Consider the following 14,558-nt stretch of genomic DNA (forward strand, 5'->3'; position numbering starts at 1 on the left):
TGCAGCCAGAGTGATACTCCTGCGCAGATACCCCAGGAAGTGTGTGCGGACCATGACCGCTCACAGGTCACAGCACCCCTCACGGCGCATACGGCGGCTCACCTCCAGCCATTCCTCGGCCGCGCGCCTCGTCGCCATGACGTCGGAGGCGTCGGACCCATCGGAGACGTCGAAGGCGTCGAAGGCGTCGACCAGGTCCGACTGCTCGAACAGCACGCCTCCGCGCAGGACCGCCGCCGTACGCACCACTTCGGTGAAGTCGGTGAACGGGTCGCCGTCCACGACCGTGAGGTCGGCCAGCCTGCCCTCCTCGACCGTGCCCAGGTCGGCGTCGGCGCCGAAGACCCGCGCGGGCAGCAGGGTCGCGGTGCGCAGCGCCTCGGCCGGTGACAGGCCGGCCCGGTGCAGCGCGCGCAGGGCCAGATGCAGATGCAGGCCGACGGGGACGAGCGGCTGGTCGGTGCCGAGCGCGACCAGTCCGCCGCCCGCGAGGATCCGCCGGTAGACGTTCATCTCCCTGCCCAGCGTGGCCAGTTGGGCCGCGGTGGGCGGCTGCCCGGCCTGCTGACGGACGAGCGCGGTGTCCCACGGCGGCATGAGCGCGGTGACGCGCGGGTCGTCCGCGAGAGCGGGGTCGGCGCCGAGCAGGGCCAGCGCGGTGAAGGGTGTGGCGACGAGGTGGAAGTCGGTGGCGGTGTAGATCTCCTCGACGTCCTGGTACGCCCGCCCCGTCGCCGAGGTCGCGTGCCCCACCTCCAGCCGTTGCGTCGCCTGGAGGTGGGTCGTCAGGTCCTGCCCCAGCTGTACCCCGGGGCTGCACAGATGGCTGCCGCTGCGCACCCCGAGCCGCTCGTGCGCGAAGTCGGCGGCCTCCTTCATCACCCACCCGGGGGCGCGTACGTACGTCTTCACGAAGTCCCAGTCGAGCGCGGCCCCGCGTGCCAGCGAGCGCCGCAGGCCCTCGCGGGTGCGGTGGGCGCGGCCCATGCTGTAGGCGACCCGTGCCCCGTCGAGGAGTTCGCCGGTGGCCAGCAGCCGGGGTCCGGCGAGGGCACCGGCGGCGACGGCCTCCCGGATGCGGGCCTGTTCGTAGGCGAAGCCGCCCAGCGAGACGGCCGTCGTGATGCCGTACGCGAGTTGCAGCGCGGTCTGGCGGCCGCCGTACGTGGTCTGCCAGGGGTGGGTGTGCGCGTCCCACAGGCCCGGGATCACGGTGCGGTCGCTCGCGTCGACACGGCGGGCGGCGGGGCGGCCGGCACGGTGCGGGGAGACCTCCGCGATCCGGCCGGCGCGGATCACGACGTCGATGTCCTCGCGGACGTCGTCGCCGGTCCCGTCCCAGAGGCGGCCCGCGTGCACGACCGTGTCCGCCGGGCGCGGTCTGCGGTAGTCCAGCGGGACGCGGACGGTACGGGTCCTGCCGCCGCCGTGGATGTCGGCGAGGCGCAGGGTGCCCGCGGAGAGGTAGAGCAGGGTGCGGGCGTCGGCGGACCAGGAGGGGTGGTCGGCGGGTTCGGTGGTGAGCCGGCGCGGCTCACCGTGCGGGGTGCCGTCGGCCCGGACGGGCAGCAGCCACAGCGCGGACTCGGCGACCACGGCCATCCAGCGGCCGTCCGGGGACCAGACGGGGCCCGAGTCGTAGCGGTCGGAGAGGGAGGTGTGCGGGGCGAGGGCGTGCAGGGCGGCGGTCCCGGTGGTCGTGTCGACGACGCGGATGAGGTTGTAGCCCTCGCGGAAGCGCTGATTGAGGCGGTTGCGGTCGCACAGCGCCACAGAGCGGCCGTCGGGCGACCAGCTGGGGCGGCCGGGCAGCCCGCCGGCGCCGAGCGGTGCGGCGAGGACGCGTTCGGTGCCGTCGGGCAGGTCGCGGACCAGGAGGTTGCCGGACATGTCCAGACAGGCCAGCCGGTTCCCGTCGGGCGAGAGGGCGGGGAAGACCCGGCCGCCCTCGGCGAGTACGGTCTCCTCCCCCGAGTCGAGGTCCCGGCGCCGTACGGCGAACAGGCCGTCGCGGTCGTCGGCGTACACGAGCGCCGTGCCGTCGGGCGTCCAGGTCGGCGCCGACACATAGCGGGTGGTGGGGACTTGAAGCACCTTGCGGGGTGCGCGGCCGCCCGTGGTCCCGGCGGTCCACAGCGCGTTGAGCGCGGCGAAGGCGACGCTGCGGCCGTCCGGTGACAGGGCGGGCAGGTGCAGCGCGCGGACGGGACGGGTGCCGGTGCCCTCGAAGTCGTACGCCTTGGTGCGGTGGCGGGGCCGGTGCACGGGCAGCGTGGCCGTGAACGGGATCTCCTCGCCGTCGCCCGGCGCGTCCGGGTCGACCAGGCGGAAGTGGCCGTCGACCGTGAGGAGCAGCCGCCCGGTGTCCGTCCAGCGGGGCGGCACGGGGAGGACGTCGCCCGCCACGGCGACCGGCGTGCCGTCCACGACGAGCGTGCAGGAGGCGGCGGGGGCGGCCGTGGTGCGCAGGTGGGCCAGTCGTCCGGCGGGCGAGACGGCGGGGGTCATGAGCTGGGCGCCGGAGTCGTCGGTGCGCTCGGCGGTGACGGGGCCCGAACCGTCGGCGGCCACGGACGCGACGGTGTCCGCCCTGAGGGTGCCCGTCGCGGTGACGCCGGCCCGCACGAACAGCACCCGCTCGCCGTCGGGCGACCATGCCGGGTCGAAGTCCTCCCAGCCGCCGTCCTGTCCGGGGCCCTGCTGCCCGGGGCGCCCGGTGAGCCGGGTCAGGCCTCCGGTGCGTACGTCCACGACCCAGACGCGGTACGGGGCGCCGGTCACGGTGTCGCCGCCGCGCTCGGAGGCGAACGCGATCCGGGTGCCGTCCGGCGACCAGGCCGGACCTCGGTCGTCCCACGGCCCGTCGGTGAGCTGCCGCAGCCCGGTGCCGTCGGGCCGCAGCGTCCAGAGGTGGAAGCCTCCGCCGCGGTAGGCGCAGACGACGAGGCGGCTTCCGTCGGGCGAGAACTGCGGGCGGGTGGGTTCGAGGCCGGGCGCGGTGATCCGGGCCGCGGTGCCGCCGTCCCTCGGAATGGACCAGAGCACGTTCTGGACCTCGGCGACCAGCCGGTCACCGGCCGGGGCGAGGGTGGCGGAACCGCCGGTGGCGGCGGTGAAGGAGAGGGAGGTCCTGGTGGCGGCCGTGGCCGGTGTGCCGGCGCCGGCGGCGGCCGTAGCCGTGGCCGCCGCGGTCACGGTGGCGGTGACCTGGAGGAATCTGCGGCGGGAGAGCGGGCCGGAACGGACGGCGTCCGAGGCGGCTGACGTGTCGTCGAAGTCCAAGAGGGCTCCCAGGGCGCGGAGTTGACGAGCCGGACAGGAGAGACCCCCGAAGCCTGCCCGGTCACCGGCCGTCGATCGCCGCCGAGCGAAAATTTCGCGCAATCCGGCGACTCTTTCCCGCGGGCCGGCGTCTGGCGCATAGTGAGGGCGCTGTTCTTCGACCCCGAAAGGACGAGATGACGCGGAAGAAGGCTCTGGTGGTCCGAGGCGGATGGGAGGGGCATCAGCCGGTCCGGGCCACCGAACTGTTCCTGCCCTTCCTGCGGAGCAAGGGCTACGCCGTCCGGATCGAGGAGTCCACCGACGTCTACGCCGACGCCGCCGAGATGGCCGCGACGGACCTCGTCGTCCAGTGCGTGACGATGTCGCAGATCAGCGCCGAACAGTTGGCGGGACTGACCGCGGCCGTCGTGGCCGGCACCGGCTTCACCGGCTGGCACGGCGGCATCGCCGACTCGTTCCGCGCCTCCTCCGACTATCTCCATCTGGTGGGCGGGCAGTTCGCGACCCACCCGGGCAAGGAGCCCTGCGAACGCGTGGGAGGCCAGGAGGACAACTACCTGCCTCACACCGTCACCATCACGGAGCTGGGCCGCGAGCACCCCGTCACGGCGGGCATCGAGGACTTCGAACTGCACACCGAGCAGTACTGGGTGCTCCACGACGACCTGATCGACGTCCTGGCCACCACCACCCACCCCGCCCGGCCGTGGCAGCCGTGGCACCGCCCGGTCACCTCGCCGGCGATCTGGACCCGGCGGTGGGGCGCCGGGCGCGTCATGGTGACGACACCGGGGCACAGCCTGGACGTCCTGGAGAACCCGGCCGTCCGCACCGTCATCGAGAGGGGCATGCTGTGGGCAACGCGCACCGCATCGGCGTCGTAGGGCTCGGGGTCATCTCCCGCGCGTACCTGGACACCCTCGTCGGCCACCCCCGTGTGCGGGTCACCGCGGTCGCCGACCTGGACGCCGCCCGGTCGGCCGCGGTCGCCGCCGACGTACCCGGCGTTCGGGCGCTGACCGTCGCTGAGTTGCTGAGCAGCCCGGACGTGGACACGGTGCTCAACCTCACCGTCCCCGCGGCCCATGCCGAGATCGCCCTCGGCGCCATCGGGCACGGGAAGCACGTCTACGGGGAGAAGCCGCTGGCCGCGAACCTCGCCGACGCGCATGCCGTGGTCGAGGCCGCCGCGAAGGCCGGGGTCGGTGTGGGGTGCGCGCCGGACACCGTCCTCGGCACCGGCGTCCAGACGGCGCGGGCGGCCGTGGCCGCGGGGAGCATCGGACGTCCGCAGTTCGCCACGGCCATGATGGTCACGCCGGGCCACGAACGCTGGCATCCGCACCCCGACTTCTACTACACGGCCGGTGGTGGCCCGCTGCTGGACATGGGGCCGTACTACCTCGCCTCCCTGGTCCATCTGCTCGGCCCGGTGCGGGCCGTGACGGGGGCGGCCGGGCGGTTGCGGTCCGAGCGCGTGATCGGGTCCGGCCCGCGCGCGGGCGAGCGGATCCCGGTGGAGGTGGACAGCCATGTCTCCGGAGTCCTGGAGCACGTGGACGGCACCCTGACGACGATCACGACGAGCTTCGACGGCGTGGCGACGACCGCCGCGCCGATCGAGGTGCACGGCGAGACGGGCACCCTCGCCGTCCCGGACCCGAACCACTTCGACGGTGAGGTGCGGCTCTTCGAACTGGGCGCCACCGGGTGGCGTACGCTCCCGCCCTCGGCGGGCTACGTCGACGGCACCCGCGGTGTCGGACTCCTCGACTTCGTCACCGCCGACGAACGGCGCGCGCCCCGCGCCAACGGCGAACTCGCCCTGCACGTGCTGGAGACGATGAGCGCGCTGCTGCGGTCGTCGGCCGAGGGGCGCCGGATCGAACTGACGACGTCGGCGCAGGTGCCCGCGCCGGTGCCGTTGACGGGGGCGGAGGAGTGGAAGGGACACGGCTACCCCCAGTGAGAGGTCGCCCTCTCCTTCCGGTCGGCGAAGCCGTGCTCGGCGTTCAGCGGGAGGTGAGGGGGGTCTCGGACTCGACGCGGGTGAGTTTCTCGGGGTTGCGGACGTAGTAGAGGCCTGTGACGCGGGCGTTCTCCGTACGGAAGGCCAGCACGCCGTCGATCGCGCCGTCCACGCGCAGGATCAGTGCGGGGTTGCCGTTGACCGTCGTGCGCTCGCTGGTGAAGGTGCCGCCGGCCTTGGCGACACTGCCGGCCATGTAGCGGAGCACCTTGTCGGCGCCGACGACCGGATGCGGGGCTGCCAGCTTGAGGCCGCCGCCGTCGCTGACGAAGACGACGTCCGGGGCGAGTACGTCGAGCAGCCCGTGCAGGTCCCCGGTCTCGAGCGCGGACTGGAACGAACGCAACGCTGCCCGGGTCTCTTCCGGGGAGACCGATGTGCGTGGCCGTCGGGCGTCGACGTGCCGGCGGGCCCGGTGGGCGATCTGGCGTGTGGCGGCGGGACTCTTGTCGATCGCGGCCGCGATGTCCTCGTAGTCGATGTCGAAGACCTCGCGCAGCACGAAGACGACGCGTTCGGTGGGTGAGAGGGTTTCGAGGACGAACATGAGTGCCAGCGACAGGTTCTCGGACAGTTCGACGTCCTCGGCCACGTCCGGCGCGGTGAGCAGCGGCTCGGGCAGCCAGGGACCGACGTAGGCCTCCTTGCGCCGTTTGAGGGTGCGTAGCCGGTTGAGCGCTTGCCGGGTCGTGACCCGTACCAGGTAGGCGCGCTGGTCCAGCACCCGCTCCAGGTCGACCTCGACCCACCGCAACCAGGCCTCCTGGAGGACGTCCTCGGCGTCCGCCGCCGATCCGAGCATCTCGTACGCGACGGTGAACAGCAGGTCGCGGTGGGCGACGAAGGCGTCGGTCGCGGGGTCGGTCGCGGGGTCGTTCATGTCGTGCGCTTCGCTCTCTCGTGGTGGGCGACAAGGCACTTGGCGGCTAGGCCGAGCGTCGGGTGCCGTGCGGCGTCGTGGGGTGTTCCGGCTGAGGGGTTTCCAGGCGGTTGCCGCTGTCACCGTGGGATCCGCGGGAACTGGCCTTGCGTGCCCCGGACACCAACTTGTTGAGGGTGAACCGGCAGGCGATCTCCTTGACGCCGGCGCCGGTCCGCCCGCTGATGCTGAGCGCGTTCACCTTGTCGTTCGGGTAGGAGAACTGGGTGACGCCCTCGTTGCGGCCGAGGCTGAGGGACTGCCCGGCGAAGAACATCCGGACGGGAGCGGGCGTCTTTCCCGCGATCCGGCGCCGGATCGTGTCGGCGGCTGCCGGGCCCAGCTGCACGGCGGCCTGGCAGCTCATCCGGAAGGGGTGGTCCGGCATCACCGCGGCGTCCCCGGCGGCGACGATGCGTTCGTCGTCCACGCTGGTCGGCGTCGTGTCGGTGAGCAGCCGGCCGTCGGCATCGGTGCGCAGTCCGCTGCGGGCGGCCAGGTCCGGGACGCGGAATCCCGCGGTCCAGACGGTCACCGCGCTGGGCAGCGAGCGGCCGTCGTCGAGCTGTACGGCGTCCCGCGTCACTTCCGTCACCCGCGCGCCGGCGCCTTCGAGGACGGTCACCCCCAGCTCGGCCAGCCGGCGGGCGACCGGACGACGGACTCGGGCGTGCAGGGAGGGGCCGAGCACGCGGCCGCAGACCAGGGTGACCTCGCGGCCCGCCTCCGCCAGCTCGGCGGCGGTCTCCAGGCCGGTCGGGCCGGACCCCACCACGGTCACCGAAGCCGACGCGGACGCCGTGTCCAGCGCCGACCGCAGTCGTCCCGCCCCCTCGAAGTCCGAGACCCAGTGAGCGAACTCCGCCGCTCCGGGCACGCCGGGCACGCCGGGATCGGCGGCGCCGCTGCCCACCGCGTAGACGAGGTAGTCGTAGGAGAGCGTTCCACCGCCCGCCAGCGACACCCGGCGCCCGGCGGCGTCGATCCGGGTGGCGGTGTCGACCACCAGCCGGACATCCCCGCCCAGAACCTCACCGAAGCCCTCGACCGCGTCGTCGGAGCCGGTCACGAGCTGGTGCAGGCGGATCCGTGAGACGAACTCGGGACGCGGATTGACCAGGGTCACCGACACGCCATCTCGCCGAGCCAGCCGGTTGGCCGCCGTCACGCCCCCGTACCCTCCGCCGACGACCACTACCTCGACGTTCCCGTTCATCGTGTCTCCTCGTGTTGTGGACTCGGCATGGAGACACCGGCCGGCCCTCCGGCGTGACAACCTGCGGATGAGACGTAGCGCACATCAAGGGCGTCGGGATCAGCGCCGCAGGGCCAGGTCGTCGCGAGCCGGCTTGACCGCGGCGGGAAACGCGGCGACCACCACGCCGAACAGGTTGATCGTCATCAAGGCCCTGGTCATCAGCGCCGCGGCCAGCATCGGGAGCGCCACCACCTCGACCCGGACGGCCACCGACCCGGACGAGCCGCCCAGACGGCTGTCCTCCTCGTCGAGCAAGGTGTTGGCCACCTGCCGGCAGACATAGCCCAGACCGAAGTAGATCGGTCCGCGGCGGCTGCCCGCTCGGCGAACTCGGGACGGACGCGGAACGCCCCGTGGACCGGCATCAAGACACCGGCCCCCCCTCTGGACACCGGCCACCCCTCTGCCGTGACAGCCCGCGGATGCGACGTAGCGCACACCGGCCACAACGGACCGTCGTGCCTGCTCCTGGGTCCCGTCAGTCCACCGGCCACGTGTGCGCGGCCGCGTTGAGGTGCATGTAGTCCATGTACGTCGTGGTCATCCGCCGCAGCGCCTCGCCCCTGTCAACGACTCCGGCCTTCTCCAGCTGGTGCACGGTCTCCGCCTGCCACAGGGCCCCGTTGCGGGCGACGAGGCAGCGCTGCTCGACGATGCCCAGCAGGGGTTCGCGCCACGCCGCGTCGAGGCCGGCCAGCTCCAGGCCGCGATGGGCGAGGGGCAGCAGGCGGCGCAACACCAGCTCCGGGACCGGCACTTCGCCCATGCCGGGCCAGTACAGGCGGGCGTCGATACCGTCGCGGGCGGCGGTGTGGAGGTTCTCCTCGGCGACCGAGAACGACATCCGCGTCCAGATCGGCCGGTCCTCGTCGACGAGGGCGCGGGTCAGGCCGTAGTAGAAGGCGCCGTTGGCGATGATGTCGGCCACGGTGGGCCCGGCGGGCAGGACGCGGTTCTCGATGCGCAGATGCGGGCCGCTGTCGGTGACGGCGTAGATGGGCCGGTTCCAGCGGTAGATCGTGCCGTTGTGCAGGGTCAGTTCGCCCAGTTGCGGGGCGCCGCCCTCGTCGAGCGCCTGCTGTGGGTCCTCGTCGTCGCACATGGGCAGCAGGGCCGGGAAGTAGCGCACGTTCTCCTCGAACAGGTCGAAGACGCTGGTGATCCAGCGTTCGCCGAACCACACCCGGGGTCGTACGCCCTGGGCCTTGATCTCCTGGGGGCGGGTGTCGGTGGCCTGCTCGAACAGCGGGATACGGGTCTCGCGCCACAGCTCCTTGCCGAAGAGGAAGGGCGAGTTCGCCGCGAGGGCGATCTGTACGCCCGCGACGGCCTGGGCCGCGTTCCAGTAGTCGGCGAAGTCCTTCGGCGCGACCTGGAGGTGGAACTGGGTGCTGGTGCAGGCGGCCTCGGGGGTGATGGTGTCGGCGTACGTCGCCAGGCGCTCGACGCCGTCCACGGTGATCCGCAGGTCCTCGCCGCGGGCCGCGAAGATCTGCTCGTTGAGCAGCTGGTACCGAGGGTCGCCGGACAGGGCCCGTTCGCCGACGTCCGCCTCTCCCAGGGTCGGCAGGATGCCGATCATGATCAGGTGGGCGCCGACGGCGGCGGCGCGGTCCTCGGCGTGGTTGAGCGCGTCACGGATCGCCTGCTCCCAGGCGCCGGGGCCGCCGGTCGTCAGCTCCCGGGGCGGGATGTTGATCTCCAGGTTGAAGCGGCCCAGCTCGCTCGACCAGGAGGGGTCGGCGATGGCCTGGAGGACCTCGGTGTTGCGCATCGCCGGCCGTCCGGCGTCGTCGACCAGGTTGAGCTCGATCTCCAGGCCGACCCGGGGGCGCTCGCTCTCGAAGGTCGACTCGCGCAGCATCTGCGCCAGCACGTCGAGACAGCCGTGCATCTTCTCCCGGTACCGACGGCGATCCTCCCGTGTGAACACCAGGGCCGGCACATCGCGTCCCATCAGTGCCCTCCCGAGTTCCCTCGGCTGACAGCTCTCGTCCCAGCGTCGCACTTCGGGCGGCACCCGGACAGTCGGCCGGCGAAGGCGCTGCCCTTGTCGTCTCCCCCGGGTCCACCTAGCCTGACTTTGTGCCGCCAATAAACAAAACCCGATCGCACAGCGCCGTGCCGGGTACGCCCCACGACCTGACCCGCCTGCGCATCGCCCTGACCACCTTCTTCGCCCTCGACGGCTTCGTCTTCGCCGGCTGGGTCGTCCGTATCCCCGCCATCAAGCAGCAGACCGGCGCGTCCGCCAGCGCCCTGGGCCTGGCCCTCCTCGGCGTCTCCGCCGGGGCCGTCGTAACGATGGTGCTCACCGGCCGCCTGTGCCGCCGCTACGGCAGCCACCTCGTCACCGTCGTCTGCGGCGTCCTGCTCTCCCTCAGCGTGGCCCTGCCCCCGCTCACCCACTCCGCGCCCGCCCTCGGCGCCGTCCTGCTGGTCTTCGGTGCCGCGTACGGCGGGATCAACGTCGCCTTCAACAGCGCGGCGGTCGACCTCGGCCGGGCCCTGCGGCGGCCCATCATGCCCAGCTTCCACGCCGCCTTCAGCCTCGGCGGCATGGTCGGCGCCGGACTCGGCGGGCTGGTCGCCGGGGCGTTGTCGCCGACGCGGCATCTGCTCGGCCTCACCGTGATCGGGCTGGTCGTCACGGCCCTCGCGGGCCGCGTCCTGCTGCGCGTCGCGCCGCCGGAGCCCCCCGAGAGGACCCGGAAGGACGAGTCCACGCCCCGCCGCCTGGACACCCGGACCCGCCGCCTCGTCATCACCTTCGGCCTGATCGCCCTGTGCACGGCCTACGGCGAGGGAGCCCTGGCCGACTGGAGCGCCCTGCACCTGGAGCAGGACCTGCACGCCTCACCGGGCGCGGCGGCCATCGGCTACTCCTGTTTCGCGCTCGCCATGACCGTCGGCCGGCTCACCGGCGCCTGGCTGCTGGAGCGCCTGGGGCAGACGCGCACCCTCGTCTCGGGCGGCGCCACCGCCGCGGCCGGGATGCTGCTCGGCGCGCTCGCCCCCACCCTCTGGGCGGCACTCCTCGGCTTCGTGATCACCGGGCTGGGCCTCGCCAACCTCTTCCCCGTCGCCGTCGAACGCGCCGGCACGCTGGCCGGCCCCGACGGGGTCGCCATCGCGTCCACCCTGGGCTACGGCGGCATGCTGCTGGGCCCACCCGCCATCGGCTTCATGGCGGACTGGCTCTCCCTCCCGCTCGCCCTCACGAGCGTGGCCGCCCTGGCCGCCACGGCGGCGGTCATCGGCTTCGGCACCCGCCGTGCGACGGCACGCTGAACGGCCAACAGGTATTGCGTCGTAGGTGAGTTGAGGCCCCGTGATGCACATAAGTCGCACTGCGGGGAATAACGTGGGTGTCCACGACCGGTGTTGGCCGGTTTCGTGGTCCTGACCACACACATGCGGGAGTGTCCATGACTGAAGAGCCAGAGAACACCGGGCACGAGGCGCTCGCCAAGATCGACACCTCGGTGCCGCAGTCGGCTCGGATCTGGAACTACTGGCTGGGCGGCAAGGACAACTACGAGGTCGACCGGGTGGCCGGTGACGCGTTCCGCGAGATCTTCCCCGGGATCGAGACCGGCGCCCGCGCCGCGCGGTACTTCCTCGCCCGTGCCGTTCGTCATCTGGCCGCCGAGGAGGGCATCCGGCAGTTCCTGGACATCGGCACCGGGCTGCCCAGTGTGGACAACACCCATGAGATCGCCCAGCGGGTGGTCCCCGAGTGCCGGATCGTCTACGTCGACAACGACCCGTTGGTCCTGGCCCACGCCCGCGCGCTGCTCACCAGCACGCCCGAAGGGGTCACCAACTATGTCGACGCGGACCTGCGCGACCCGAGCACCATCGTGCGGGAGGCCGGGAAGACGCTGAACTTCGACCAGCCGGTCGCCCTGATGCTGATGGGCATCCTGGGTCACATCGAGGACTACGACGAGGCGCGCTCGATCGTGCGGCAGCTCGTGGACGCGCTGCCCTCCGGCAGCTATCTGGTGCAGTACGACAGCACCGACACCAGCGAGTCCTACGTCCGGGCCATCCAGCAGTACAACGACGGCGGCTCGATCCCGTACATCCTGCGCAGCCCCGAGCAGATCGCGGGCTTCTTCGACGGTCTGGAGCTGCTGGAACCGGGAGTGGCCTCGTGCTCGCGCTGGCGTCCGGACCCGGACGCCTGGGGTCTTCCCGCGGAGGTGCACCAGTACGGCGGGGTGGCCGTCAAGCGCTGACGCCGCGGGACCGTTGGCCGGCCGAACACCGGCCCGCGCCCCGCCCCGCCGCGCCGCGCCGCGGATCAGGTTTCCTGCAGGATGCGATGGAGGATCGTCGGCGTCTCGTCCGGCGATTCCGCCTCGACCACCAGGCGGTTCATGACATCCCAGTAGCGCTCGACCTCGCCCGGCCGGTCCGGGTAGAGGGCGGTGGCGAGCCGTTCGAGATAGACCATGTCGGGCAACAGACCGCCGGGCAGGCGCAGCACGGTCACGGGGCCGCTCTCCGCGGCGTGGCCGCCGGCGAGGAACGGCAGGATCTGCACGGTGACCTGCGGGAGCCGGCAGATCTCGATGAGATGCCTGAGCTGGGCGCGCATCACGTCGAGGCCGCCCACCGGACGGCGCAGCGCCGTCTCGTCGATCACGGCCCAGAACTGCGCCGCCGGCCGGCGGTGCAGGATCCGCTGCCGTGTCGCCCTCAGCATGCATCGCCGGTCGGTCTCCCGCGCACCGGCGCCGGGGTGGGCGAGGCGGATGGCGGCACGGGCGTAGTCGGGGGTCTGCAACAGGTGGGGGACGCGCTGGACCTCGAAGCAGCGGATGAGGCTCGCCGCCTGTTCGGCGCCGAGGTAGAGCTGTGCCCAGGCGGGCACGACATCACTGTAGTACTGCCACCAGGCGGGGGTGTTGGCCTGTTCGGCCAGGGTCAGCAGGGTGGCACGCTCGGCCTCGTCCGTGACGCCGTAGAGGGTGAGCAGATCCTCCACGTCCCGCGGTTTGACCCCGTGGCGGCCGCCCTCCAGCCGACTGATCTTGGACCGTGAGGCCCGGATGACGTGCCCCGCGGCCACGCGGGAGATCCCCTGCTCCTCCCGCAGTCCGCACAGCCGCGCGCCCAGCACCAGCCGCGCCGCCACGGGCCCGGCCGACTGCCCGTCCAGGCCCCTGCCGCCGATCGGGGTACGTGCTGCCTCATCGGGGCGCATGGGCGATCTCCCTGCGACGAACGCGACTTGCGCGCATACAAGCGGTGCGGCCGCCATCCTAGGGGCTGTCGGGTACTTTGATCTTCGAGTCCAGCGAACGACCACCCGGACGTGCGGACGACAACAGGCCACTCCAGCCGATCCTCCGGTCGAGCTCGGCCAGAGGCGGCCGCACGGTGGCGTGCCGGTGGCGCGGTCCGCATCATGACCGGATGGCGCGACTCCACGACATCGTCATCGACTGTGCCCGGCCGGCCGCCACGGCCCGCTTCTGGGCTGCCGCCCTCGACGGTTACGCCGTCGCCCCCTACGACGACGCCGAGCTCGCGCGGCTGCGCGCGCAGGGCATCGCCGACCCCGAGGACGACCCGACCGTGCTCGTCGAACCCTCCGGCGGCGGCCCGCGTCTTTGGTGTCAGCTCGTGCCGGAGGCCAAGCTCGTGAAGAACCGTCTGCATCTGGACCTGGTCTCCGGCGCCCCGGAGGCGGAGCTCGGCCGGCTCACCGGCCTCGGCGCGACGGTCCTCGTCCGGTTCGAGGACCACTGGGTCCTGGCCGACCCCGAGGGCAACGAGTTCTGCCTCTTTCCCACCGCGCCCTGAACAGCACTTCGAAAGTGCTTCCCTTGGACCGCACTCCATCCGGCACACTCACCCCCATGGAGACACCCGACTTCGTCCGCGCCCTCGACCGCGAGGGCCGGCTGCTGGCGGCGGCCGCCGAGGCCGCAGGGACCGACGCGAAGGTGCCGACCTGCCCGGAGTGGCAGGTGCGGGACCTGGTGCGGCACACCGGGATGGTGCACCGCTGGGCGGCGGCGTTCCTGACCGAGGGGTACATGTCCCCCCACCCCGACGGCGGGCTGCCCGACCTGGACGGCGCCGAGTTGCTCGACTGGTTCCGGGAAGGGCACCGCCACCTGGTCGACACGCTCGCGGCCGCCCCCGCCGACGTGCGGTGCTGGCACTTTCTGCCCGCGCCGTCACCTCTCGCGTTCTGGGCCCGCAGACAGGCGCACGAGACGACCGTGCACCGCTTCGACGCGGAGGCGGCACGCGGAGGTACGCCGAGCGGGATCGACGCCGGCTTCGCGGCGGACGGCATCGACGAGTTGCTGTGCGCCTTCCACGCCCGGCCGAAGAGCCGGGTCCGCAGCGCCGAGCCCCGGGTGCTGCGGGTGCGGGCGACGGACACGGACGGCGCGGTGTGGACCGTACGGCTGTCGCAGGAGCCGCCCGCGGCCGAGCGGGGCGACGCCGGGCGGGCCGACTGCGAGATCTCCGGACCGGGCGCGCAGCTCTATCTGTCGCTGTGGAACCGGCAGCCCTTCCCGCACGTGACCGGCGACGAGTCCGTCGCCACGCTGTGGCGGGAGAACTCCGCCGTCACCTGGAGCTGAACCAGGGCCCGACGACGGTCAGTTCGCCAGCATTTTCGTCAATACCGCACGCTGCACGGGCAGTACCGTGCCGTGCAGCGTGCGGCCCTTCGGCGTCAGGTACACCTTGACGCCCCGCCGGTCCTCCTGGCACATCCCGCGCTCGACGAGCCCGTCCTTCTCCAGCCGGGCGATCAGCCGCGACAGGGCGCTCTGGCTCAGATGGACGCGCTCGGAGATCTCCTGCACGCGGTACGACGGGCACTTGGCGTCCGCCAGCACGTCCAGGACCTCGAAGTCGCTTGCGCACAGGCCGTGTCGGCCGAGCGCGCGGTCGAGTTCGCACTGGGTACGCGCATGCAGCGCCAGGATGTCGTGCCACTGGTCCACGAGTGCCTGCTCGGGCTTCTTCGCCGCCATGGGCGCACCGTAGCAGAGTCCCGCAATTATTGCATCGGAATTAAATGCGCTTGC

13 protein-coding genes are annotated in these 14,558 nt (G+C 72.4%); 6 read left to right on the forward strand and 7 right to left on the reverse strand.

Features of this window, described 5'->3' with window-relative positions; translation table 11 throughout:
• Window positions 1-60: 60 nt before the first annotated feature.
• A complete protein-coding gene (locus AQJ67_RS08110; protein ID WP_062717353.1) occupies window positions 61-3,282 on the reverse strand; it encodes an amidohydrolase family protein in 3,222 nt (1,073 codons plus the stop codon).
• 176 nt (window positions 3,283-3,458) lie between these two features.
• On the opposite strand from AQJ67_RS08110, the gene AQJ67_RS08115 reads away from it, so the two are divergent.
• Together AQJ67_RS08115 and AQJ67_RS08120 are read left to right on the forward strand one after the other, a co-directional pair.
• Window positions 3,459-4,169: a ThuA domain-containing protein gene (locus AQJ67_RS08115; RefSeq protein ID WP_062717354.1), complete on the forward strand. Its 711-nt coding sequence runs from the start codon at window positions 3,459-3,461 to the stop codon at window positions 4,167-4,169.
• Window positions 4,139-5,254, forward strand: coding sequence for a Gfo/Idh/MocA family protein (locus AQJ67_RS08120; protein WP_062717355.1), 1,116 nt, complete (start codon window positions 4,139-4,141; stop codon window positions 5,252-5,254). The genes AQJ67_RS08115 and AQJ67_RS08120 overlap by 31 nt, the downstream gene beginning before the upstream one ends.
• A 43-nt stretch (window positions 5,255-5,297) precedes the next feature.
• Here the strand turns inward: AQJ67_RS08120 and AQJ67_RS08125 are convergent, their stop codons facing one another.
• The 4 genes from AQJ67_RS08125 to AQJ67_RS08140 form a co-directional block, all read right to left on the reverse strand.
• Window positions 5,298-6,194, reverse strand: coding sequence for an RNA polymerase sigma-70 factor (locus AQJ67_RS08125; protein WP_062717356.1), 897 nt, complete (start codon window positions 6,192-6,194; stop codon window positions 5,298-5,300).
• 46 nt (window positions 6,195-6,240) lie between these two features.
• Window positions 6,241-7,449 carry an NAD(P)/FAD-dependent oxidoreductase gene (locus tag AQJ67_RS08130; protein WP_062717357.1) on the reverse strand — a complete coding sequence of 403 codons (1,209 nt, stop codon included), beginning with the start codon at window positions 7,447-7,449 and terminating at the stop codon, window positions 6,241-6,243.
• A 99-nt stretch (window positions 7,450-7,548) separates the two neighbouring features.
• Window positions 7,549-7,746, reverse strand: coding sequence for a hypothetical protein (locus AQJ67_RS08135; protein WP_159058731.1), 198 nt, complete (start codon window positions 7,744-7,746; stop codon window positions 7,549-7,551).
• A gap of 223 nt (window positions 7,747-7,969) precedes the next feature.
• On the reverse strand, window positions 7,970-9,448 hold the full coding sequence (locus tag AQJ67_RS08140; RefSeq protein WP_062717359.1) for a glutamate-cysteine ligase family protein: 1,479 nt from the start codon (window positions 9,446-9,448) through the stop codon (window positions 7,970-7,972).
• Window positions 9,449-9,612: 164 nt separating this feature from the next.
• On the opposite strand from AQJ67_RS08140, the gene AQJ67_RS08145 reads away from it, so the two are divergent.
• Together AQJ67_RS08145 and AQJ67_RS08150 are read left to right on the forward strand one after the other, a co-directional pair.
• Window positions 9,613-10,782, forward strand: a complete 1,170-nt coding sequence (locus AQJ67_RS08145; protein ID WP_062717360.1) for an MFS transporter — start codon at window positions 9,613-9,615, stop codon at window positions 10,780-10,782.
• A gap of 137 nt (window positions 10,783-10,919) precedes the next feature.
• On the forward strand, window positions 10,920-11,735 hold the full coding sequence (locus AQJ67_RS08150; RefSeq protein ID WP_062717361.1) for an SAM-dependent methyltransferase: 816 nt from the start codon (window positions 10,920-10,922) through the stop codon (window positions 11,733-11,735).
• Between the two features lie 65 nt (window positions 11,736-11,800).
• Here the strand turns inward: AQJ67_RS08150 and AQJ67_RS08155 are convergent, their stop codons facing one another.
• Complete coding sequence (locus AQJ67_RS08155) at window positions 11,801-12,706, reverse strand: helix-turn-helix domain-containing protein (protein WP_062717362.1); 906 nt, start codon at window positions 12,704-12,706, stop codon at window positions 11,801-11,803.
• A 212-nt stretch (window positions 12,707-12,918) separates the two neighbouring features.
• Between AQJ67_RS08155 and AQJ67_RS08160 the strand changes: the two genes are divergently transcribed.
• Complete coding sequence (locus AQJ67_RS08160; RefSeq protein ID WP_062717363.1) at window positions 12,919-13,308, forward strand: VOC family protein; 390 nt, start codon at window positions 12,919-12,921, stop codon at window positions 13,306-13,308.
• A 56-nt stretch (window positions 13,309-13,364) separates the two neighbouring features.
• A complete protein-coding gene (locus AQJ67_RS08165) occupies window positions 13,365-14,105 on the forward strand; it encodes a maleylpyruvate isomerase family mycothiol-dependent enzyme (protein ID WP_062717364.1) in 741 nt (246 codons plus the stop codon).
• A gap of 18 nt (window positions 14,106-14,123) precedes the next feature.
• On the opposite strand, the gene AQJ67_RS08170 is transcribed toward AQJ67_RS08165, so the two are convergent.
• Complete coding sequence (locus tag AQJ67_RS08170; RefSeq protein ID WP_062717365.1) at window positions 14,124-14,504, reverse strand: MarR family winged helix-turn-helix transcriptional regulator; 381 nt, start codon at window positions 14,502-14,504, stop codon at window positions 14,124-14,126.
• Window positions 14,505-14,558: the final 54 nt, after the last annotated feature.

The organism is Streptomyces caeruleatus, from assembly GCF_001514235.1.
Lineage (GTDB): Bacteria > Actinomycetota > Actinomycetes > Streptomycetales > Streptomycetaceae > Streptomyces > Streptomyces caeruleatus.